This window comes from Klebsiella sp. V115_8 (genome assembly GCF_029967715.1).
GTDB lineage: Bacteria > Pseudomonadota > Gammaproteobacteria > Enterobacterales > Enterobacteriaceae > Klebsiella > Klebsiella quasipneumoniae.
Window position 1 is genome coordinate 77,798 of record NZ_JASCAR010000039.1, and the last position, 21,628, is coordinate 99,425.

At 55.0% G+C, this 21,628-nt stretch carries 20 protein-coding genes; 9 read left to right on the forward strand and 11 right to left on the reverse strand.

Going from position 1 to position 21,628, the window contains the following annotated elements; all coding sequences use genetic code 11:
• The first annotated feature begins 22 nt into the window (after positions 1-22).
• Positions 23-940: an alpha/beta hydrolase gene (locus tag QLG03_RS18140; RefSeq protein ID WP_255989669.1), complete on the forward strand. Its 918-nt coding sequence runs from the start codon at positions 23-25 to the stop codon at positions 938-940.
• 10 nt (positions 941-950) lie between these two features.
• Here the strand turns inward: QLG03_RS18140 and fabY are convergent, their stop codons facing one another.
• The 5 genes from fabY to typA form a co-directional block, all read right to left on the reverse strand.
• Positions 951-1,892, reverse strand: a complete 942-nt coding sequence (gene fabY / locus QLG03_RS18145) for a fatty acid biosynthesis protein FabY (protein ID WP_004178031.1) — start codon at positions 1,890-1,892, stop codon at positions 951-953.
• A 44-nt stretch (positions 1,893-1,936) separates the two neighbouring features.
• Positions 1,937-2,374 (reverse strand): D-aminoacyl-tRNA deacylase, encoded by a 438-nt coding sequence (gene dtd, locus QLG03_RS18150; protein ID WP_004203627.1) that lies wholly within the window; start codon positions 2,372-2,374, stop codon positions 1,937-1,939.
• The gene (locus QLG03_RS18155) at positions 2,371-3,231 is read right to left on the reverse strand and encodes a virulence factor BrkB family protein (protein ID WP_004203625.1); all 861 of its coding nucleotides are present in this window, start codon (positions 3,229-3,231) and stop codon (positions 2,371-2,373) included. Before QLG03_RS18155 ends, dtd begins: the two co-directional genes overlap by 4 nt.
• Positions 3,225-3,824, reverse strand: a complete 600-nt coding sequence (gene yihX, locus QLG03_RS18160; RefSeq protein WP_017899838.1) for a glucose-1-phosphatase — start codon at positions 3,822-3,824, stop codon at positions 3,225-3,227. The genes QLG03_RS18155 and yihX overlap by 7 nt, the downstream gene beginning before the upstream one ends.
• Before the next feature lie 135 nt (positions 3,825-3,959).
• Positions 3,960-5,783: a ribosome-dependent GTPase TypA gene (typA, locus tag QLG03_RS18165; RefSeq protein ID WP_023291496.1), complete on the reverse strand. Its 1,824-nt coding sequence runs from the start codon at positions 5,781-5,783 to the stop codon at positions 3,960-3,962.
• Positions 5,784-6,161: 378 nt separating this feature from the next.
• Between typA and glnA the strand changes: the two genes are divergently transcribed.
• From glnA to QLG03_RS18185, 4 genes are all read left to right on the forward strand, one after another.
• Positions 6,162-7,571 carry a glutamate--ammonia ligase gene (gene glnA, locus QLG03_RS18170; protein ID WP_004203622.1) on the forward strand — a complete coding sequence of 470 codons (1,410 nt, stop codon included), beginning with the start codon at positions 6,162-6,164 and terminating at the stop codon, positions 7,569-7,571.
• Between the two features lie 188 nt (positions 7,572-7,759).
• Positions 7,760-8,809 carry a nitrogen regulation protein NR(II) gene (glnL, locus tag QLG03_RS18175; protein WP_004203621.1) on the forward strand — a complete coding sequence of 350 codons (1,050 nt, stop codon included), beginning with the start codon at positions 7,760-7,762 and terminating at the stop codon, positions 8,807-8,809.
• An 8-nt stretch (positions 8,810-8,817) separates the two neighbouring features.
• Positions 8,818-10,227, forward strand: coding sequence for a nitrogen regulation protein NR(I) (gene glnG, locus QLG03_RS18180; protein ID WP_002882749.1), 1,410 nt, complete (start codon positions 8,818-8,820; stop codon positions 10,225-10,227).
• A gap of 110 nt (positions 10,228-10,337) precedes the next feature.
• Positions 10,338-10,448: a YshB family small membrane protein gene (locus QLG03_RS18185; protein ID WP_004152951.1), complete on the forward strand. Its 111-nt coding sequence runs from the start codon at positions 10,338-10,340 to the stop codon at positions 10,446-10,448.
• Between the two features lie 35 nt (positions 10,449-10,483).
• Here the strand turns inward: QLG03_RS18185 and hemN are convergent, their stop codons facing one another.
• Both hemN and yihI read right to left on the reverse strand, forming a co-directional pair.
• A complete protein-coding gene (hemN, locus tag QLG03_RS18190) occupies positions 10,484-11,857 on the reverse strand; it encodes an oxygen-independent coproporphyrinogen III oxidase (RefSeq protein ID WP_050534191.1) in 1,374 nt (457 codons plus the stop codon).
• Between the two features lie 188 nt (positions 11,858-12,045).
• Positions 12,046-12,552: a Der GTPase-activating protein YihI gene (yihI, locus tag QLG03_RS18195; protein ID WP_002882743.1), complete on the reverse strand. Its 507-nt coding sequence runs from the start codon at positions 12,550-12,552 to the stop codon at positions 12,046-12,048.
• Positions 12,553-13,136: 584 nt separating this feature from the next.
• Here yihI and yihA point away from each other — a divergent pair.
• Positions 13,137-13,772: a ribosome biogenesis GTP-binding protein YihA/YsxC gene (gene yihA, locus QLG03_RS18200; RefSeq protein WP_023291493.1), complete on the forward strand. Its 636-nt coding sequence runs from the start codon at positions 13,137-13,139 to the stop codon at positions 13,770-13,772.
• A 360-nt stretch (positions 13,773-14,132) separates the two neighbouring features.
• On the opposite strand, the gene polA is transcribed toward yihA, so the two are convergent.
• The gene (gene polA / locus QLG03_RS18205) at positions 14,133-16,925 is read right to left on the reverse strand and encodes a DNA polymerase I (protein ID WP_255989673.1); all 2,793 of its coding nucleotides are present in this window, start codon (positions 16,923-16,925) and stop codon (positions 14,133-14,135) included.
• 396 nt (positions 16,926-17,321) lie between these two features.
• Between polA and QLG03_RS18210 the strand changes: the two genes are divergently transcribed.
• Positions 17,322-18,230 carry an acyltransferase gene (locus QLG03_RS18210; protein ID WP_023291491.1) on the forward strand — a complete coding sequence of 303 codons (909 nt, stop codon included), beginning with the start codon at positions 17,322-17,324 and terminating at the stop codon, positions 18,228-18,230.
• Between the two features lie 39 nt (positions 18,231-18,269).
• Here QLG03_RS18210 and dsbA read toward each other — a convergent pair whose 3' ends face one another.
• From dsbA to QLG03_RS18225, 3 genes are all read right to left on the reverse strand, one after another.
• Complete coding sequence (gene dsbA / locus QLG03_RS18215; protein ID WP_004203613.1) at positions 18,270-18,893, reverse strand: thiol:disulfide interchange protein DsbA; 624 nt, start codon at positions 18,891-18,893, stop codon at positions 18,270-18,272.
• Between the two features lie 27 nt (positions 18,894-18,920).
• Positions 18,921-19,907: a serine/threonine protein kinase gene (locus QLG03_RS18220; RefSeq protein ID WP_255989675.1), complete on the reverse strand. Its 987-nt coding sequence runs from the start codon at positions 19,905-19,907 to the stop codon at positions 18,921-18,923.
• A gap of 75 nt (positions 19,908-19,982) precedes the next feature.
• Positions 19,983-20,252 (reverse strand): YihD family protein, encoded by a 270-nt coding sequence (locus QLG03_RS18225; RefSeq protein WP_002882612.1) that lies wholly within the window; start codon positions 20,250-20,252, stop codon positions 19,983-19,985.
• A gap of 71 nt (positions 20,253-20,323) precedes the next feature.
• Here QLG03_RS18225 and mobA point away from each other — a divergent pair, with 71 nt between their 5' ends.
• Complete coding sequence (gene mobA, locus QLG03_RS18230; RefSeq protein ID WP_023291489.1) at positions 20,324-20,905, forward strand: molybdenum cofactor guanylyltransferase MobA; 582 nt, start codon at positions 20,324-20,326, stop codon at positions 20,903-20,905.
• Entirely contained in the window at positions 20,902-21,408 is a 507-nt protein-coding gene (gene mobB, locus QLG03_RS18235) for a molybdopterin-guanine dinucleotide biosynthesis protein MobB (protein WP_023291488.1), read from the forward strand. Before mobA ends, mobB begins: the two co-directional genes overlap by 4 nt.
• Positions 21,409-21,628: the final 220 nt, after the last annotated feature.

The window sequence follows — 21,628 nt, forward strand, 5'->3', positions numbered from 1 at the left end:
AAAACAGTATAAGGAACTTCACATGGCGCTGGAAAAAGGGATTGCTTCGCTGGTTGAGGCGTTTATTGCGGCAGAGCGTCCGTCATCACGCGAGCAACATATTGATGATCGGAGAGCCGGCTATATCACCAGCGCGGTGCTCGCCGGGGAGATGGAAACGAGAGTGCGGGTGGTGGATATCACGCTGGAGGGGATGAACTTCCGCATCGTTTCACCGCCCACCGCCAGCGGCTTGTTGCCGACACTTATCTACTACCACGGCGGCTGTTTTGTCAGCGGCGGCTTTGCCACCCACGACAATCAGCTCCGTCAGCTAGCCTGGTTCAGCGGCTGCCGGGTGATCGCCGTGCAGTACCGCCTGGCGCCGGAGCATACCTTTCCGGCGGCGCACGATGACGCAGAACAAGGTGTCATGATTATCCACCGACACGCGGAGCAGCTTGGCGTTGACGCATCACGCATCACCCTGGCTGGCGACAGCGCCGGCGGGCACCTCGCTCTGGTAACGGCCCTGCGCCTGAAAGCGAATACGGCGTGGCAACCCGCGCAACTGATTCTGATTTATCCCATGCTTGACCCCACCGCCAGCATGGCGAGCTACGTCAGCAACGGCGCTGACTATGTGATTACCCGGGACACGCTGCTGAGCGGCTATGAAATGTACCTCGCCTCGACGCCGGCGAACCATCCGGATGCCAGTCCGCTCTGGCGCGACGATTTTCACGGTTTGCCGCCGGTGCATATTCTGACGGCGGAGTTCGATCCTTTACGCGACGAGGGCGAAGCGCTGCATCGAAGGCTGATGGCGCAAGGGGTGGAGAGTTCCTGTCAGCGCTATCTGGGGGTGATCCACGGCTTCTTTCAGCTGGGGGGGATCAGCCGCGCCGCGCGAGAGGCCATGCGGGATATCGCCTGGCGCGTAGCATCGCCAGGACGATAACCGCCCGGGGCTACTCTTCCTCGTTGCCGCCCTCTTCGTAAGAGCCAAAGGGCTTCGCCGGCAGCACGATGTAGATCCCCTCGAATACGGCGCCCTGTTTATCGTCGCCAAAAAGCTCCACCTGCATTTGCACGCGGGCTTTACGCCCACGCGCCAGACGGTCAAGATCGCCGCTCAGAGAACCGAGGTCGGCAATGGCGCTGGGACGGCCGCTAATGGGCTGACTGTAGCGGATGTGCGCATCCGCCAGAATGATGGTGCCCCCCAGGTGCCGCTCGCGCAGCATCAGCCAGATAAGCCCCCATCCGGTTAAGGTGGCGAGCGAGAACAAGCTGCCGGCAAACAGCGTGTGGTGCGGATTCTGATTCCCCGCTTCCGGCATGGTAGTAATAAATTTCTGCCCGGTGTACTGCTGAATGCGCACGCCCATCTTTTCACTCAGCGGGATATGCTGATACCACGCCTGCTGTAGCTGCGCGCACCAGTCGCCGCGGTGGAGAATGTCGTCCAGCGACGCGACCGGTTTAATCATCAGGAAATGACGGATCGGCGTGGTGGTCGGGGTAGTAATCTCCCCCTGATTGACAAAGCCGAGCTTGGCGAAAAACTCCACCGCATCTTCGCGAGCGCTACAGGTGACCCGCTTAACCCCTTCCTGACGCGCGACGGACTCGAGGGTCATCGCCATCAGCGTACCCAGCCCTTTATCCTGCACCGAGGGATGAACGGCCATAAAGCGAATGGAAGCTTCATTCTCCGCATTGATATATAGCCGGCCGACGGCCACCAGGTTGCCCTCTTCATCCACCACCATCTGATGATGCGCCATCGCATCCCAGGCGTCACGTTCCGAACCCTTAGGCTGATGCAGCGGCTTACGCAGCATTTCCCAACGGAACTGATAGTAGCTCTCTAACTCTTCTGCTGTTTGCGGTACACGAAGGTGATACATAGTCGTACTCTCTTTTGTTACCCGCAGCCTGCCCGGAAGCTGGGTCATACCTGCAACCAAAAGGTCACGGGACCATCATTGACCAAAGAAACCTGCATATCCGCAGCGAATCTTCCGGTCTGGGTGTTCATTTCCTGCTGGCGACAGCGGGCGACAAAATACTCATACAGCGCCTCAGCGCGGTCCGGAGCAGCACCTTTCGAGAAGCTCGGCCGCATCCCCCGCTCGGTATCGGCCGCCAGCGTAAATTGCGAAACCACCAGCACGCTGCCGCCCGCCTGCTGAACATTCAGGTTCATTTTCCCCTCCGCATCGCTGAAGATGCGGTAGCCCAGCACGCGCTCGCAGAGGCGATTCGCTTTTTGTTCATCATCGTCTTTTTCGACCCCCAGCAGCACCAGAAGCCCTGGGCCAATTTCGCCCGTCACTTCGTCCGCCACGGTAACGCTTGCACGGGATACGCGTTGAATTAATGCAATCATGGTTGTTCTGTTTCTTCTGTTTTAAGTTTGCGGTATTCACCGAGAGTGACAGTAATTTCAGCGCCAAGCAAGACGATACACCAGGTCCAGTACACCCAGACGAACAAAATCGGCACCACCGAAATCACGCCATAAATGAGCTGATAGGACGGAAAGGTGGTGATATAGAGGGCAAACGCTTTTTTACCTGCCTCGAACAGCAGCGCCGCCACCAGCGCCCCGATCACCGCGTCGCGGTTACGCACCTGGGTGGTGGGTACAATACTGTAGAGCAGCCAGAATGCTGCCCAGGAGAGGATCAGCGGGAAAAGGCGGAGCAGATTATCAATTACGCCGTCCAGGTCGCTTGCCCAGCGCAGCGACAGCAGATAGGAACTGATCGCCAGGCTGGCGCCCGCCAGCAGCGGACCAAGGGTCAGGATCATCCAGTAGACCGCAAAGGAGTAAACTTTGGGCCGGCTGCGCGTGCTGCGCCAGATGGTGTTTAGCGCGCTGTCGATCGAGTACATCAGCAGCAGCGAGGTCACGATCAGGCCAAAGGCGCCTACGGCGGTCATGCGGCTGGAATTGGCGACGAACTGCTCGATATATCCCTGGATCACATCCCCGGTCGCCGGAATAAAATTGGCGAAGATAAAATGGCGGATCTGCACGCTGACTTCCGAGAACATGGGGAAGGCCGCAAACAGCGCGAACACGACGGCAATCAGCGGCACCAGGGACAGTAATGACACATAGGCGAGGTTCCCCGCCAGGGTGGTCATATGGTCTTCATCAATACGCCGCCACAGCAGCTTAAGCCACGCCAGCAGCGGCCGGGTATGGTGGAGTAATTTTTGATGAACGGTTCTTAGCATAGCTGTTTCGCGAAATAGTCAGGGATGGTCTTCTTCCCGGTCACCAGAATACTGGTGATCCCCAACCGGTTAGCCCCTGCTATATTATCGACGTTATCATCAAAAAAGACCGTATCTGCGGCGGAAAAACCCTCTTCTTCCAGTACTCGCTGATAAATTTGCGCTTCAGGCTTACGCATTCCCATCTCCTGAGACAGATAGATGCGATCGGCGGCAGCGCGCACTTCCGGGTATTCATCCGGCCAGAACGTGGTGTGAAGACGATTGGTATTGGAGAGCACCACCACGCGATGGCCCTGGGCACGCAGTTTTTGCATGATCGCAATCACTTCCGGACGCAGCGCGACAAACACCGCCTGCCAGCCGTGAGCAAACTGCTCATAGCTGAGGGACATATTCATTTCATGGCACATGGCGGCGGCAAAATCTTCATCGCTGAGCTCGCCGCGCTCATGCTGATGGAATGCCTCTCCCATGGTGAAATGCTGCTTCAGCGTCGCCAGCGGGATGCGGGTTAAATCGCTCCAGGCCCCCAATACCCGGTTGAAGTCAATGTCGACAATCACATTACCTAAATCAAAGATATAGAGCATTTTCGTCTCCTTCCGCGCCGTGGAAAATTAACTTTAGCGGGAAAGGCAGGATTTGACTATTGGCGTGTGATGCAGGAATCAAAAAAAGAAACCCCGCCGGAGAGGCGGGGTTTTACGAACAACAAGAAGAATAAATTACTCTTCTTTTGCACCGCGCATTGCGCGTTTACGGTCGTTCTCGGTCAGGTGACGTTTACGGATACGGATAGAGGTCGGAGTGACTTCTACCAGTTCGTCGTCATCGATGAACTCCAGAGCCTGCTCCAGGGTCATCTTAACCGGCGGAACCAGAACCGTGGCTTCGTCAGTACCGGACGCACGCATGTTGGTCAGTTTCTTACCGGTCAGGCAGTTTACCGTCAGGTCGTTAGAACGGCTGTGAATACCGATGATCTGGCCTTCGTAAACTTCCGCACCGTGACCGAGGAACAGCTTACCGCGATCCTGCAGACCGAACAGGGCGAACGCTACCGCTTTACCCTGACCGTTGGAGATCAGCACGCCGTTGTTACGCTGGCCCACTTCGCCCGGACGAACGTCGTCGTAGTGGCTGAAGGTGGAGTACAGCAGACCGGTACCGGAGGTCATGGTCATGAACTCTGAACGGAAGCCGATCAGACCGCGGCTTGGGATCACGTAGTCGAGACGTACGCGGCCTTTTCCGTCCGGATTCATGTTTTTCAGGTCGCCTTTACGCTCGCCCAGCGCCTGCATAACAGAACCCTGGTGCTGCTCTTCGACGTCCAGCGTCACGTTCTCGAACGGCTCTTGTTTACGGCCGTCGATTTCACGGAAGATAACTTTCGGACGGGAAACCGCCATCTCGAAACCTTCACGACGCATGTTTTCAATCAGAACGGACAGGTGCAGTTCACCACGGCCGGAAACGCGGAACGCATCAGCGTCTTCGGTTTCTTCAACGCGCAGCGCCACGTTGTGCACCAGCTCTTTGTTCAGGCGGTCCAGAATCTGGCGAGAGGTAACGAACTTACCTTCTTTACCGCAGAACGGAGAGGTGTTGACGTTGAAGAACATGGAAACGGTCGGTTCATCGACGGACAGGGCCGGCAGCGCTTCGACATTCTGCGGGTCGCAGATGGTGTCGGAGATGTTCAGCTCGCCCAGACCGGTGATCGCGATGATGTCGCCAGCTTCAGCTACGTCGCTCTCGATACGCTCAAGACCCAGGTGGGTCAGTACTTTACCGACTTTACCGTTACGGGTTTTGCCTTCGCTATCGATGATAGTGACCTGCTGGTTCGGCTTCACTTTACCGCGTTTGATGCGGCCGATGCCGATGACGCCAACGTAGTTGTTGTAGTCCAGCTGGGAGATCTGCATCTGCAGCGGACCGTCAAGGTCAACGTCCGGCGCCGGCACGCGATCGACAATCGCCTGGTACAGCGGGGTCATGTCTTCAGCCATGTCTTCGTGGTCCAGACCCGCGATACCGTTCAGCGCGGACGCGTAAACGATCGGGAAGTCCAGCTGTTCGTCGGTCGCGTCGAGGTTAACGAACAGGTCGAACACCTGATCGACAACCCAGTCCGGACGCGCGCCCGGGCGGTCAACTTTGTTGATGACCACGATCGGCTTCAGACCGTGGGCAAAAGCTTTTTTGGTCACGAAGCGCGTTTGCGGCATCGGGCCATCAAAGGCATCTACCACCAGCAGCACAGAGTCAACCATGGACATAACACGCTCAACTTCACCTCCGAAGTCGGCGTGCCCTGGGGTATCAACGATGTTGATACGGTAATCATTCCATTTGATTGCGGTGTTTTTCGCGAGGATGGTAATCCCACGCTCTTTCTCCAAATCGTTGGAGTCCATCACACGTTCTTGTGCTTCAGTACGTGCGTCGAACGTACCGGATTGCTGTAGCAGCTTGTCAACCAGGGTAGTTTTACCATGGTCAACGTGCGCGATGATGGCGATATTACGCAGATTTTCGATCACAACTTTGCCTCAGGCATTAGAAATAGCGCGTTATTGTACACGTATTAAGCGAAGGACTGAACAGGATCACAAACATCCTCCGCAAACAAGTATTGCAGAGTTTCTTTGTGACCGCTTTCACGGAGCGATAAAAGGGCACCGTAACAAAAATTGCACCAAAATGGTGCTCAATGTTCACACTGAGGCACTATTTTGGTGCATTATCTCCATCATGGTGCAGTCCTTTTGCACTATGGTGCGCATGATACAGCGTTTTATAGGGCATTTAAAAGTTGGCACAGATTTCGCTTTATATTTTTTAAGGCAACAACGCCACTTTTAAGCAGTATGAAGTTTTCGTTACCACGACGACAATGACCAATCCGGGAGAGTTTAAGTATGTCCGCTGAACACGTTTTGACGATGCTGAACGAGCACGAAGTGAAGTTTGTCGATCTGCGCTTCACCGATACCAAAGGTAAAGAACAGCACGTCACGATTCCGTCTCATCAGGTAAATGCCGAATTCTTCGAAGAAGGCAAAATGTTTGATGGCTCCTCGATTGGTGGCTGGAAAGGTATCAACGAATCTGACATGGTCCTGATGCCGGACGCTTCCACCGCGGTCATTGACCCGTTCTACGAAGAACCGACCCTGATCATCCGCTGCGATATCCTCGAGCCAGGCACCCTGCAGGGCTATGACCGTGACCCGCGCTCCATCGCGAAACGCGCTGAAGAGTACCTGCGCGCCACCGGCATCGCTGACACCGTCCTGTTTGGGCCAGAACCAGAATTCTTCCTGTTCGACGACATCCGTTTCGGCGCCTCTATCTCCGGCTCCCATGTCGCGATCGATGACATCGAAGGTGCGTGGAACTCCTCCACCAAATACGAAGGCGGTAACAAAGGTCACCGTCCGGGCGTGAAAGGGGGTTACTTCCCGGTTCCGCCAGTAGACTCTTCTCAGGATATCCGTTCCACCATGTGTATGATCATGGAAGAGATGGGCCTGGTTGTTGAAGCTCACCACCACGAAGTGGCTACCGCAGGTCAGAACGAAGTGGCAACCCGCTTCAACACCATGACCAAAAAAGCGGACGAAATTCAGATTTACAAATACGTTGTTCACAACGTCGCTCACCGCTTTGGTAAAACCGCGACCTTTATGCCGAAACCGATGTTCGGCGACAACGGCTCCGGCATGCACTGCCATATGTCTCTGGCGAAGAACGGCACCAACCTGTTCTCCGGCGACAAATACGCAGGTCTGTCTGAGCAGGCGCTGTTCTACATCGGCGGCGTAATCAAACACGCTAAAGCCATCAACGCCCTGGCGAACCCGACCACCAACTCCTACAAGCGTCTGGTCCCGGGTTACGAAGCGCCGGTTATGCTGGCTTACTCTGCCCGTAACCGCTCTGCCTCCATCCGTATTCCGGTGGTGACCTCTCCGAAAGCGCGTCGTATCGAAGTGCGCTTCCCGGACCCGGCTGCCAACCCGTACCTGTGCTTTGCGGCGCTGCTGATGGCTGGCCTCGATGGTATCAAGAACAAAATCCATCCGGGCGAAGCAATGGACAAAAACCTGTACGACCTGCCGCCGGAAGAAGCGAAAGAGATCCCGCAGGTTGCCGGTTCTCTGGAAGAAGCCCTGCAGGCCCTGGATGCTGACCGCGAGTTCCTGACAGCTGGCGGCGTATTCACTAATGACGCTATCGATGCTTACATCGCCCTGCGTCTGGAAGAGAACGACCGCGTACGCATGACTCCGCATCCGGTTGAGTTCGAACTGTACTACAGCGTCTAATTTTGCTGTAAATCCAGGGTATGTCGTGTTGTGGCGCGGGATGCCCGGGATATTTTGTTGCCGTGGAAACTTTCAGCCCATCTCAGGATGGGCTTTTTTCTCCACCAACACGCTGATCTCGCGAGCTTTTTACCGATAAAAAGCTATACTGCACTAAATTGGTGCACTCTTTTTCAGGAGACTGTCGAATGGCAACAGGCACACTGCCCGATGCTGGGCAGATCCTTAACTCTCTTATCAACAGTATCTTACTGGTCGATGACGACCTGGCGGTGCACTTTGCCAATCCTGCGGCCCAGCAGCTGCTGGCGCAGAGTTCGCGCAAACTGTTTGGCACCCCGTTACCTGAGCTGTTGAGCTATTTCTCATTGAATATCGGGCTGATGCAGGAGAGTCTGCAGGCGGGCCAGGGTTTTACCGATAACGAAGTGACGCTGGTTATCGATGGCCGCTCGCATATCCTGTCGCTGACCGCCCAGCGGCTGCCGGAAGGCTTTATTCTGCTGGAAATGGCGCCGATGGATAACCAGCGCCGCCTGAGCCAGGAGCAGCTGCAGCACGCGCAGCAGGTCGCCGCCCGCGATCTGGTCCGCGGCCTGGCGCACGAGATTAAAAACCCGTTAGGCGGCCTGCGCGGCGCGGCACAGCTGCTCAGCAAAGCCCTGCCCGACCCGGCGCTAACGGAATATACCAAAGTGATCATCGAGCAGGCCGACCGGCTGAGAAATCTGGTCGATCGCCTGCTCGGGCCACAGCATCCGGGCATGCACGTTACCGAAAGCATCCACAAGGTCGCCGAACGGGTAGTGAAACTGGTCTCGATGGAGTTGCCGGACAACGTGAAGTTGATCCGTGATTACGACCCCAGCCTACCGGAACTCCCCCACGACCCGGATCAAATTGAACAGGTGTTGCTGAACATCGTCCGTAATGCGCTGCAGGCGCTGGGGCCGGAAGGGGGCGAAATTGTTCTCCGTACCCGGACCGCTTTCCAGCTGACGCTGCACGGGGTGCGTTATCGCCTCGCCGCCCGTATTGACGTCGAAGATAATGGCCCGGGTATTCCGCCCCAGCTCCAGGATACGTTGTTTTATCCGATGGTCAGCGGCCGCGAAGGCGGTACCGGCCTGGGCTTATCTATCGCCCGCAGCCTTATCGATCAGCACTCCGGCAAAATTGAATTCACCAGCTGGCCGGGTCATACCGAATTTTCGGTATACCTGCCTATTCGGAAGTAGAGGTGTTTATGCAACGAGGGATAGCCTGGATCGTTGATGACGATAGCTCCATCCGCTGGGTGCTTGAACGCGCGCTCACCGGAGCCGGCTTGAGCTGCACAACGTTCGAAAGCGGCAATGAGGTGCTAGATGCCCTCACCACCAAAACCCCGGATGTACTGCTGTCAGATATCCGTATGCCGGGAATGGATGGCCTGGCGCTGCTCAAACAGATTAAGCAGCGTCATCCAATGCTTCCGGTCATCATAATGACCGCGCATTCCGATCTGGACGCTGCGGTCAGCGCTTATCAACAAGGCGCGTTTGATTATCTGCCCAAACCTTTTGATATCGATGAAGCCGTCGCCCTCGTCGACCGGGCGATTAGCCACTATCAGGAGCAGCAGCAGCCGCGAAATGCGCCGATAAGCAGCCCCACCGCCGATATCATTGGCGAGGCGCCGGCCATGCAGGATGTCTTTCGCATTATTGGCCGTCTGTCGCGCTCATCCATCAGCGTGCTGATCAATGGCGAATCCGGTACCGGTAAAGAGCTTGTCGCTCATGCCCTGCATCGTCATAGCCCGCGCTCAAAAGCGCCATTTATCGCACTGAATATGGCGGCGATCCCCAAGGACCTGATCGAATCGGAACTGTTTGGGCATGAAAAAGGGGCCTTTACCGGCGCCAATACCGTCCGTCAGGGTCGCTTTGAACAGGCTGACGGCGGTACGCTGTTCCTGGATGAAATTGGCGATATGCCGCTGGATGTCCAGACTCGCCTGCTGCGCGTTCTGGCGGATGGCCAGTTTTATCGCGTGGGCGGTTACGCGCCGGTGAAGGTCGATGTGCGGATCATCGCCGCCACCCACCAGAATCTGGAGCAGCGGGTGCAGGAGGGGAAATTCCGTGAAGATTTATTCCACCGCCTGAACGTGATCCGGGTGCATTTGCCGCCGCTGCGCGAGCGTCGGGAAGATATTCCTCGTCTGGCCCGCCATTTTCTGCAGATTGCCGCCCGCGAGCTAGGTGTTGAAGCCAAACAGCTGCATCCGGAAACGGAGACAGCGCTGACCCGCCTGGCGTGGCCGGGCAACGTTCGCCAGCTGGAAAACACCTGTCGCTGGCTCACCGTCATGGCCGCCGGCCAGGAGGTGCTGACGCAGGATCTGCCGAGCGAACTGTTTGAGACCACCATTCCTGATAGCCCGACGCAGATGCAGCCAGACAGCTGGGCGACGCTGCTGGGTCAGTGGGCCGATCGGGCGCTGCGCTCCGGTCATCAAAACCTGCTCTCAGAAGCGCAACCCGAAATGGAACGCACGCTGCTGACAACCGCCCTGCGTCATACTCAAGGACATAAACAGGAGGCTGCGCGCCTGCTGGGATGGGGTCGTAATACCCTGACGCGTAAGCTAAAAGAGTTGGGTATGGAGTAGGGTTTGACGGCGTGATGAAAAATAGCCGATCAGCGCAAAGTGCTGCTATTTTGTACTTTACTGTTCCGATGAGTTGAGTATGATCGTGCCCGGCATTAGGGGAGAGCATCATGTTTGAATCACTGGTGAGTATGATATCGAGCGGCGCCGCTGCGAGTCACACGCCGCAAACGGCAGTCGCTGCCGTGCTGTGCGCTGCGCTGGTCGGGCTGTTCAGCTAATTGTTCCCCCTCTCCTGCGGGAGAGGGGGAAAACATTAAATCACCCGTGAGAACTGCTGCATCCGAGCCTTTTGCCGGAGATAGGCATCAAAGCACATGCAGATGTTGCGGATCAGCAGGCGGCCTTTCGCCGTTACCTGGATAGCCTTACTCTCCACCACCACCAGCCCGTCATGCGCCAGCGGCGCCAGCAGTTTCAGGTCCTCGGCAAAATAAGTCTGAAAATCCACGGCCCACTGCGCTTCGACGGCATCAATATCCAGACGGAAGTTACAGATCAACGCCTTAATCACGTCGCGACGCAAACAGTCGTCACGGGTTAACGCGATCCCGCGCCACAGGGCGTTCCCTTGCTCTGCCACCTGCTGGTAGTACTGCTTCAGCTCTTTTTGGTTCTGAGCGTAGCTGTCGCCAATCATGCTGATCGCAGACACGCCCATCCCCAGCAAATCGGTATCGCCCTGAGTGGTGTAGCCCTGGAAATTGCGATGCAGTACGCCGTGACGTTGCGCGACCGCTAATTCATCATCAGGACGCGCGAAGTGGTCCATGCCGATAAACTGATAGCCCGCCGCCGTCAGCGAGCCGATGGTCTCCTGGAGGATCTCCAGCTTCTGTTCAGCAGAGGGCAGATCGGCATCTTTAATTTTGCGCTGTGCGGCAAAGAGCGTGGGCAGATGCGCGTAGTTAAACACGCTCAGGCGGTCAGGGTTGAGCTCGGCGACCTTTTGCAGGGTGAAGGCAAAGCTCTCCGGCGTTTGCTTCGGCAGGCCGTAGATGAGGTCGATATTGGTCGAAGTAAATCCAATCTCCCGCGCATGGCGAAGCAAGTCAAAGATGAACGCTTCGTCCTGCTCGCGGTTAACCAGACGCTGAACCTCTTTATTGAAGTCCTGCACGCCCATACTCAGGCGGTTGAAACCCTCAGCGCGTAAATGATCGAGGACATCCAGCTCGATTTCACGCGGATCGACCTCGATAGAGATCTCGGCTTCGGCGCTGAAATGAAAATGGGTACGCAACAGATCCATCAGGCGACTGATTTGCGCCTTATTGAGATAGGTCGGCGTGCCGCCTCCCCAGTGCAGTTGCTTAACCTGACGGTTGGCAAACAGCGGCGCGCGGTGGATGATCTCCTGTTCAAGGAGATCGAGATACTGATCGGCCTTATGCTGCTGGCGGGTGACGATCTTATTGCAGCCGCAGAAATAACACAGCTTATGGCAAAACGGGATATGCACATACAGCGACAGGGGGCGCTGTGGGTAACGGGCCACAGCGGCATCGAATTCCGCCGCGCCGAATTGTGGTGAAAACTCCAGCGCGGTGGGATACGAGGTATAGCGCGGCCCGGAATAGTTATATTTCTGGATCAGGGCCAGATCCCAGTCGATTATCTGCTCAGACATGCTCACTCCTTCCGATGGTGCCGCCGACGGGTACGCCGTCCCGGCCCCACCGCACCGCGGGTCATGAGCCGGTTGCGCAGCCATTTCTGACGCCGCGACAACCGTCGTAGTTTAACGAATAACCACAGCAGATAACATATAACCAGAAGGGTTATAAGCAGTACCGGGGATCCGATGGGATGCAAATGTTAGTTTCCACCCTTCAGCAGACGCATCATATCTTCCTGACGCTCTTCCTCTTCTTCATCTTCGTCATCGTAAGAGAGGCCGAGCTGCTGCATCAGCTCATCAATACGATCCAGTTTGGCATCCACCCAGCTCTGCTCTTCTGCATTCAGGGTACCGCCCTCTTCCAGACGTTCCAGCAGCGCGTCCAGGCGCTCATCATTCTCCAGCAACTCCAGCTCAGCCTGCGGTGAAAGCATAGGTTTCTCGCTCTTTGGTTTATGCTGCTTGGGAGCTGGAGCGCTGCTTTCGCTCACGCCCAGCGGGATTGGTTTTTTGCTGCCCACGCGCGGATCTTGCGCCTGGCGCTGTTTTTTACCCGCTGAAGCCGCATCGCCGCCGTTCGCGCGACTTCCTGCCGCGTGGCCACGATGTTTCTTCTGCCGTTTGCGATCGCGAGCTTCCTGATTTAACTCTTCACGCGACTTGCGGCCGGATTTGCCACGGGTGGCGGATGTCGGTTTTTTCATGGTGTGTAATCTTCAGACAGTATTATTCAGTATAGAATTGAGGCGGAATCTAGCAGAAAGCAAGCAAAGAAAAAAGGCGACAGATTACTCTGTCGCCTTTTTCCTCACTGACCACCCTTAACGGGCTCTTCTTTCCCTGTTCGCTAACGACTTACCCTGTCTTTCCCTTAGCGTCCAACGGTCCCTGTTTCTTCCTTTTCCCTTTGAAACGTTTCCAAAACGCGTGTCATCCTGACAATCCTGTGGTCTTCGCCTCCTGGCGCTTCCTGACCCCTCGTCCTGAGTCCTCATCCTTTTCAGCATCCTCGCCGTTGTGTATTACTTTACCGTGTTGACAAAAATCGACAACCAGTCTGGCCGTTAAAAATCTACTTTCAGATTTCTCTATTTTTATAATTTATTTACTTTCATATGGTTATGATTTGTTGGCCTTATTTTTCTCAGGCATGTCCTATACGAAGAATAGCCAATGTCTCACAAAGTGCAGGGTTTTTACTTACAGAACCGGCGTGCGGTAAAAACAGCCTTTTTCTGCTGTTCAGGTATAATCCCTGCCATAGCCTGTTTTAACGGAGACGACCGTCTTGACCAACTGGAATTATCAACTGACGCACTTTGTCACCAGCGCGCCAGATATCCGCCATCTTCCTGCCGATACTGGTATTGAAGTGGCATTCGCCGGCCGCTCCAATGCGGGAAAATCCAGCGCACTGAATACGCTGACCAACCAGAAAAGCCTGGCGCGGACCTCCAAAACGCCCGGACGTACACAGCTGATTAACCTGTTCGAAGTCGCCGAAGGCAAACGCCTGGTCGACCTGCCCGGCTATGGTTATGCGCAAGTCCCGGAAGAGATGAAGATCAAGTGGCAGCGCGCGCTGGGAGAATACCTGGAAAAACGTCTGTGCCTGAAGGGCCTGGTGGTTCTGATGGACATTCGCCACCCGCTTAAAGATCTCGATCAGCAGATGATCCAATGGGCGGTAGAAAGCGATATTCAGGTGCTGGTGCTGCTGACCAAAGCCGATAAGCTCGCCAGCGGCGCGCGTAAAGCGCAAGTGAATATGGTGCGTGAAGCGGTACTGGCCTTCAATGGCGATGTCCAGGTTGAACCCTTCTCCTCGCTGAAAAAATCTGGCGTGGATAAGCTGCGACAGAAGCTGGATAGCTGGTTTAACGAAATCCCGCCGCAGGAAGAAGAGCGCGCCGCAGACGAGTAATCGTCACGAACAGCCGGATAAGAGCGTACCGCGCCTTATCCGGGTTCCTCTCCAGAATCAAGCACAAGCGTGTCCTGTCCCTTTGCCACTTTTCTTTCGCGCAATAAAAAACGCCCCGGTCATAAATGACCGGGGCGGCTAAAATATTCAGCCAAATCCGATTACGTGAAGTAAAAGGTCTGAAAGATAGAACATCTTACCTCTGTACCCTACGCGAATAACTCTACTCTTCTTTCGCTCACGGATAAAGCATTTTTTGTAGTTTTTTTTCACTATTTACATAGCAAATTCAAATGATCCTCACAAAACTCTATAAGTTATGTTGCTTACTTACAGAAAATCGCGTTGCGCTTTGTATACTTAGTGCGCTTGATCCCAGTTTTCTCCGCTGCCCACTTCCACCAGCAACGGTACCGCCAGCGTAGTGCTGTTCTCCATCAGTTCGTGGATCTTTTTCGATACGGCATCGAGCTCATCTTTATGCACTTCAAAGACCAGTTCATCGTGAACCTGCATGATCATCCGCACGCGAGGCTTCTCGCTGCGCAGCCATTCATCAACGGCAATCATCGCCCGCTTGATGATATCCGCAGCCGTCCCCTGCATCGGGGCGTTAATCGCCGCACGTTCCGCACCTGCGCGACGAGCGCCATTGCTGGACTTGATATCCGGTAAATAGAGTCGACGGCCATCCAGCGTTTCAACATAACCTTGCTCCTTCGCCTGTGCGCGGGTGCGCTCCATATACTCCAGCACGCCCGGATAACGCTCGAAATAAAGATCCATGTACTTCTGCGCTTCTTTACGCGGGATGTTCAGCTGGCGGGCCAGGCCAAAGGCGCTCATGCCATAGATCAGACCGAAGTTGATAGCTTTCGCACTGCGCCGCTGTTCGCTGCTGACGCTGTCCAGCGGTAAGCCAAACACTTCAGCCGCCGTCGCCCGGTGAATATCCTTCCCTTCCGCGAAGGCGGTCAGCAGGCCTTTATCCCGCGACAGGTGCGCCATAATGCGCAGCTCGATTTGCGAGTAGTCCGCCGAGACAATGACGTAATCTTCCGGCGCGATAAACGCCTGGCGAATACGGCGCCCTTCTTCGTTACGCACCGGAATGTTTTGCAGGTTTGGATCGGTAGACGACAAACGGCCAGTGGCGGTAACCGCCTGATGATAGGAGGTATGCACGCGGCCCGTTTTGGGGTTAATCATCAGCGGCAGCTTATCGGTATAGGTCGACTTCAGCTTCGCCAGCCCACGGTACTCCAGAATCACTTTCGGCAACGGGTAATCGAGCGCCAGCTCTTCCAGTACCTCTTCAGAGGTTGACGGCGCGCCGCCCGGCGTCTTCTTCAGCGGTTTGATACCCTGTTTTTCAAACAGGATCGTTTGCAGCTGTTTGGTGGAGGAGAGATTAAACGCTTCCCCGGCGATCTCATGCGCCCGCTGCTCCAGCTCAACCAGGCGCTGGGCAATTTCCTGCGAGTGCGCATGCAGCACGGCGGGGTCGATTTTAACGCCATTGCGCTCAACGCGAGACAGCACCGGCACCAGCGGCATTTCAATGTGCTGGAAGATATTCAGCGGACCTTCATGCTGCTGCAGCTTCGGCCACATTTTCAGATGCAACTGAAGCGTGACGTCGGCGTCTTCCGCCGCGTAGCGACCAGCCTCTTCCAGCGCAATCTGGTTAAAGGTGAGCTGATTCTTACCCTTGCCAGCGATCTCTTCGAAGGTAATCGTTTTATGCTTCAGCCAGCGGTCGGAAAGACTGTCCATATCGTGGCGGCCCGCCACGCTGTCGAGAATGTAAGATTCCAGCATGGTATCGAACGCAATCCCGCGCAGCTCAATGTCGTAATTAGCCAAAATGCCGCGATCGTATTTGAGATTTTGCCCAACCTTGAGCAGCTTCTCATCCTCCAGCAGCGGTTTAAGCAGCGCCAGCACGCGCTCGCGCGGGATCTGGTCCGGCGCATCAAGGTAATCATGCGCTACCGGGACATAGGCGGCCACGCCCGGCTCAACAGCGAATGAAAGGCCGACCATGTTGGCGGAGATGTTATCCAGGCTGTCGGTTTCCGTATCAAAGGCAAAGAGCGGCGCCTGCTTCAGCTTATCGATCCAGGTGAGCAGCGTAGCCTCATCAAGGATAGTGACATAGTGCTCTGCTGAAAGTGCAGTAGCGGCTTCAACCTCTTCTTCGGCTTCTGCCGCTGCTGCAGGCACTGCAGGTTTCGCAGCCGGTTTGCCCCCCTTCGCCTGCAGCCATTTCCCGGCTTCAACGTCGGTGGTCCAGCGCTTAAACTCATACTGTCTGAACAGCGCCAGCAGATCGTCTGCCGCCGGCGGCTGCACCTCAAGCTCTTCACAAGTGAGCTCCAGCTCGACGTCGGTTTTGATGGTCGCCAGCTGATAAGAGAGATAAGCCACCTCCTTGTTCTGCTCCAGCTTCGCCGCCATCGTTTTCGCGCCGCGGAAGCTCAGTTCAGCGATTTTCTCCGGTTCCGCATACAGCGTATCGAGGCCGCCAAGGCCTTGCAGCAGCGCCTGGGCGGTCTTTTCGCCCACGCCCGGCACGCCAGGAATGTTATCCGAGGAGTCGCCCATCAGCGCCAGGAAATCAATAATCAGCTCCGGCGGGACGCCGTATTTGGTAACCACCTCATCCGGCCCGAGGATAGTGTTGGTCATGGTATTGATCAGGGTGATCCCCGGCGTCACCAGCTGGGCCATGTCTTTATCGCCGGTACTGATCAGCACCGGACGTCCGGCCCTTTCCGCTTCCCGCGCCAGGGTGCCAATCACATCGTCAGCTTCGACGCCCGGGACCGCCATCAGCGGCAGCCCCATCGCTTTCACCATCTTATGCAACGGCTCAATCTGCGCGCGCAGATCGTCCGGCATCGGCGGGCGATGAGATTTGTAATGTTCGAACAATTCATCACGGAAGGTTTTCCCTTTCGCATCAAAGACCACGACGGCATGAGTCGGTTGATACTGCAGAATCAAACTGCGCAGCATATTCAGTACGCCGTACATAGCCCCGGAGGGCTCCCCTGCGCTGTTAGTCAGCGGCGGAAACGCATGATACGCCCGATAAAGATAGGAGGAGCCGTCAACGAGGATGAGAGGGTTTTCTGGGATCTGAACCATAATTTCCGTGCCTGTTTATCAGATTATGGATAAAGGATGCCACAGACGGGCATGAAATCCTGAATTTTTCCCGCATTTCGCGGAAAAGATTCAACGATCGTCGCGATCGCGCGACAACTTAGCTTGTGGATAACTTTGTGCATAGTTTTACAACGTCAGCTTATCCGCCCCGGGAAATAAATGAATAAATAGTATTAATTACTATTTATCAATCACTTAAAAACAGATCAACGATCCTGGCATTAATTTGATGACCTAATCTTCCATGTGGATAGAAGATCCTTGTTTTTTTCTGTTCTGGTAAGACCCGTCATTTGCCGCGTTTTCTGGTAAAATCAGCCCCTTGCGCAGCTTAAAGGCGCTCTTTGTCAGCCTAACTTTCTGAATAAACTAACTATGTCGAGATTACTCGCTGCGATAACACTTCCGCTGAGTATCGCCTTAACCATCTTAGTCACCGTTATCTGCTCTGTACCGATCATCGTCGCCGGGCTGATTAAACTGCTGGTCCCCATTCCAGCGGTATGGCGCTCTATATCCGTTTTTTGCAATTTTATGATGTACTGCTGGTGCGAAGGGCTGGCGCTGCTGTTGCATCTCAATCCCTGGCTAAAATGGGACGTCCAGGGTCTGGAAGGCCTGAACAAAAAGAACTGGTATCTGCTGATCAGCAACCACCACAGCTGGGCAGATATCGTGGTGCTGTGCGTACTGTTCCGCAAGCATATTCCGATGAATAAGTACTTCCTTAAACAGCAGCTGGCGTGGGTACCGTTCATCGGTCTCGCCTGCTGGGCGCTGGATATGCCTTTTATGCGCCGCTATTCGCGTAGCTATCTTATTCGTCACCCGGAACGCCGTGGTAAAGATGTCGAAACCACCCGCCGTTCATGTGAGAAATTCCGCTCACATCCGACGACTATCGTCAATTTCGTGGAAGGCTCGCGTTTTACCGACGCAAAAAAGCGCGAGACGCGCTCCCCTTACCACAATCTTTTACCACCGAAAGCGGCAGGTATTGCCATGGCGCTCAATGTTCTCGGTTCGCAGTTCGATAAACTGCTGAACGTTACGCTGTGCTACCCGGAAAATAATGCAAGGCCGTTTTACGACATGTTAAGCGGCCGACTGACGCGCATTGTGGTTCGTATCAATCTGGTACCGATTGGCGAGGAGCTACACGGCGATTACGTCAACGATAAGAACTTTAAGCGTGGCTTCCAGCGCTGGCTGAATGGGCTGTGGGAAGAGAAAGACCGTCAGTTAACTGACATCATGCGGGACAAAGAAAGGACGCCACGGTAAAGCAGATAGAGTAACGCCGGTCAGTGACCGGCGTTTTTTTTATTTCTTCTCAACCAGCTGCTTCACGGTATCCGCATACTGAGCGACGAAGACATCCATATTGCTGGTGTCCATCCCCTGCGGGTTCAGCTGGTACTTACCATTGACGTACATAGCCGGTACCCCCTGCAGCTGCAGATCGGCTGCCGCTTTCTCCTGCTGAGCGACCAGAGATTTCACCACGAAGCTGTTCCATGCGGCATCGTAGTCTTCCCCTTTCACGCCAGCGTCGACGAACACTTTACGAATGTCAGCCAGGCTCTGCACGGTCTGGTTTTTCTGCACCGCTTCGAACATCGGCGCCGTAATTTTATCTTCAACGCCCAGCGCGATGGCAACAGCCCATGCCTGCGTCAGCTCCTTGCCCAGCGGCCCAAGGAACTCGACGTGGTATTTGGTCATTTTGGTGCCTTCTGGCAGTTTCTGGCGCACGCTGTCAGAGACATGCAGCACTTCTTCAAACTGATAGCAGTGCGGGCAGTAGAATGAAAAGAACTCAAGCACCTGTGGCTCGCCAGCAACCGGCTTATCAAGGGTGATGTACTGCTTGCCGTCGGTGATCTGGGCAGCGGATGCACTAAAAGCCAGAATCATACCAGCCAGCGCCAGCCAAACTTTTTTCATGATTTACTCTCTCCTGGATATATCACATTAATACATTGGCGTTAACTGAAGCGGGGGTTCCTGTAGAACCTTCACCTGCTCGAGAAAAGTAGACGTCTGCCCTCGCCAGTAATCCTCCCCGGTTAACCAGGGGAAATTAACCGGGAAAGCCGGATCGTCCCAGCGTCTGAGCAACCACGCCAGATAATAAACCAGTCGCATGGCGCGTAAAGGTTCAATAAGCGCGATTTCATCGCTGTTAAAGGGGCTGAATTCCTCATAGGCCTCGACGATGGTCTCCAGCTGCATACGCTGTTCAGCCTTATCGCCGTTGAGCAGCATCCACAGATCCTGAATCGCCGGGCCGGTTCGCGCATCGTCTAAGTCAACAAACAGCGGCCCATCGCGCCAGAGGATATTGCCTGCATGGCAGTCACCATGCAGGCGCAAAGTAGTCCCGCCGCCGTGCCATTGGGTCATGACGGCAGCGATGAGTTTATCGGTCGCCTTCAGGAAATCGGCCTTCAGGCCTGACGGGATAAGCGTCGACTGTTCAAATACCTGGCGCGGTTCCAGCAGATACTCCTGCACGCCAATCTCCGGACGCGCAGAAAAGCGCTGTTTGCGCCCGGTCTGGTGCAGGCGCCCAAGATAACGGCCAACCCACTCCATCTGCTCAAGGTTATCCGCCTCGAACTGTCGGCCGCCAAGGCTTGGGAAAACGGCAAAATAAAATCCCTGATGCTGATGAAGCGTACTGTCGTTAAATAACAGCGGCGCAGCAACGGGCACTTCATCTTCTACAAGCTGAAGCGCAAACTGGTGTTCTTCAAGGATCTGCGCTGCCGACCAGCGCTCAGGACGATAGAACTTCACCACATAGCGATGACGCTCTTCGTCCTGGAACTGATAAACGCGGTTCTCATAGCTGTTCAGCGGGGTAAGACCGGAGTCCACCCGCATACCCAGATCGAATAATCCATCGATAATGGTATCCGGGCGAAGCGTCTGAAAAGTAAAAGCTTTATCGTGCATCCTGACATCCGATAATCGTACGAATAGTTCAGGATATCATCTCATTGCGCTTTACGCGGCAGCGCTTACAACCTTTTACTCTTTTATTACGCCGCGGGCGCGCAACAGCGCGGTTTTAAAGTCCTCTTCATAATCCTTCTGAATACCCGGGATGACAGCATCTTTTGAAGAGTCACGCATCTTCAGGTGATAGATCAGAATATCGTCGGAAAGATCGCTCAGTTCGCCATCATAGCCGGCCTCTTTCGCCAGCTTCTGCAAAAATTGCATCAGGTTCAGTTCAGGCTCTTTCTGCCAGGCGGGCTGGAGGAGTTCAATTACTTCATTCAGACGTTTACATTTCATGGTCATGCTCCTTACTCTTGATAGGGACAAGTTAACAGGGTCAATCCCACAATGAAAGAGGCGATATTCATATGCAAAGCGAGGCGATAACCGGCGTCGTGCTGGCGGGCGGCAGGGCCACGCGAATGGGCGGCATTGATAAAGGATTACAGTTGCTCAATGGACGTCCTCTCTGGCGACACGTCGCGGAGGCATTAGCTCCGCAGGTAGATGAGTTAGTGATTAGCGCCAACCGTCACCTTACGCAGTGGCAAGCCAGTGGATATCCGGTGTTTCGTGATACGCAGGCGGGGTACCCGGGTCCTTTAGCCGGTATGCTTGCTGTGATGCAGCAGGTCGCGAGTCCATGGTTTGTTTTTTGCCCCTGCGACACGCCCTTCATTCCGTCATTTTTAGTTGAGCGCTTTATCCAGCAAAAAAGCGCTGCGCCGGTGGTTTGGGCCCATGACGGCGAACGGGATCATCCCGCCGTTGCGCTGGCGCATCGGCAAATTATTCCGCATCTGGAGGCCTATCTTGCCAGCGGCGAACGCCGGGTAATGGTGTTCATGCGCCAGATGGGCGGCCATCCGGTTAGCTTCAGCGAGGTAAAATCGGCTTTTATGAATGTGAATACGCTCGAGGATTTGCAACGTATGCAGGAGCCATCATGATCCCGCTATTAGCGATTGCCGCCTGGAGCGGTACAGGGAAAACGACATTATTAAAGCGTCTCATTCCTGAGCTGTGCGCTCAAGGATTACGCCCTGGTCTGATCAAGCATACCCATCATGATATGGACGTGGATAAGCCGGGCAAAGATAGCTATGAATTGCGCAAGGCGGGCGCTGCGCAAACCATTGTCGCCAGCGAACAGCGGTGGGCGCTGATGACCGAAACACCCGAGAAGCCGGAATTAGATCTCACATGGCTGGTCAGTCGAATGGATGCCAGCAGACTGGACCTTGTTTTGGTCGAGGGTTTCAAGCATGAAGCAGTGCCTAAGATCCTGCTTTTTCGGCAAAACAGCGGCCATCGTGTGGAAGAGTTAACGATGGATGATCATACGATCGCCGTGGCCAGCGATGTATCGATCGCGACCTCACTTCCGCTGTTGGATTTAAATAATATTCCGCAGATTGCGACATTTATTGTCGGCTGGTTAGCGAAGCAGTAGCAGGACTTCAGGCGATATTTTTCCCTGAGTCGGTGCTGCATATCTTGTCCGCGCCACAGGGGCGTAGCCCCATGTCAGATCCGTAGCCCCGGTAAGCGCAGCGCCAGCGGGGGAGGCATACACCACACAGCAAAGAACCCCGTACCTTTCGGGACGGGGTTCTTTTTAAACGCAAAAACAAAAAGCTCAGTCTTTCGACTGAGCTTTCTGCTTTATTTGA

Excerpts from the sequence above, each read along its gene's own strand:
- QLG03_RS18140 (WP_255989669.1), top strand. The coding sequence starts at position 23 with ATGGCGCTGGAAAAAGGGATTGCTTCGCTGGTTGAGGCGTTTATTGCG.
- fabY (WP_004178031.1), bottom strand. The coding sequence starts at position 1,892 with ATGTATCACCTTCGTGTACCGCAAACAGCAGAAGAGTTAGAGAGCTAC.
- dtd (WP_004203627.1), bottom strand. The coding sequence starts at position 2,374 with ATGATTGCATTAATTCAACGCGTATCCCGTGCAAGCGTTACCGTGGCG.
- QLG03_RS18155 (WP_004203625.1), bottom strand. The coding sequence starts at position 3,231 with ATGCTAAGAACCGTTCATCAAAAATTACTCCACCATACCCGGCCGCTG.
- yihX (WP_017899838.1), bottom strand. The coding sequence starts at position 3,824 with ATGCTCTATATCTTTGATTTAGGTAATGTGATTGTCGACATTGACTTC.
- glnA (WP_004203622.1), top strand. The coding sequence starts at position 6,162 with ATGTCCGCTGAACACGTTTTGACGATGCTGAACGAGCACGAAGTGAAG.
- glnL (WP_004203621.1), top strand. The coding sequence starts at position 7,760 with ATGGCAACAGGCACACTGCCCGATGCTGGGCAGATCCTTAACTCTCTT.
- glnG (WP_002882749.1), top strand. The coding sequence starts at position 8,818 with ATGCAACGAGGGATAGCCTGGATCGTTGATGACGATAGCTCCATCCGC.
- QLG03_RS18185 (WP_004152951.1), top strand. The coding sequence starts at position 10,338 with ATGTTTGAATCACTGGTGAGTATGATATCGAGCGGCGCCGCTGCGAGT.
- hemN (WP_050534191.1), bottom strand. The coding sequence starts at position 11,857 with ATGTCTGAGCAGATAATCGACTGGGATCTGGCCCTGATCCAGAAATAT.
- yihI (WP_002882743.1), bottom strand. The coding sequence starts at position 12,552 with ATGAAAAAACCGACATCCGCCACCCGTGGCAAATCCGGCCGCAAGTCG.
- polA (WP_255989673.1), bottom strand. The coding sequence starts at position 16,925 with ATGGTTCAGATCCCAGAAAACCCTCTCATCCTCGTTGACGGCTCCTCC.
- QLG03_RS18210 (WP_023291491.1), top strand. The coding sequence starts at position 17,322 with ATGTCGAGATTACTCGCTGCGATAACACTTCCGCTGAGTATCGCCTTA.
- dsbA (WP_004203613.1), bottom strand. The coding sequence starts at position 18,893 with ATGAAAAAAGTTTGGCTGGCGCTGGCTGGTATGATTCTGGCTTTTAGT.
- QLG03_RS18220 (WP_255989675.1), bottom strand. The coding sequence starts at position 19,907 with ATGCACGATAAAGCTTTTACTTTTCAGACGCTTCGCCCGGATACCATT.
- QLG03_RS18225 (WP_002882612.1), bottom strand. The coding sequence starts at position 20,252 with ATGAAATGTAAACGTCTGAATGAAGTAATTGAACTCCTCCAGCCCGCC.
- mobA (WP_023291489.1), top strand. The coding sequence starts at position 20,324 with ATGCAAAGCGAGGCGATAACCGGCGTCGTGCTGGCGGGCGGCAGGGCC.
- mobB (WP_023291488.1), top strand. The coding sequence starts at position 20,902 with ATGATCCCGCTATTAGCGATTGCCGCCTGGAGCGGTACAGGGAAAACG.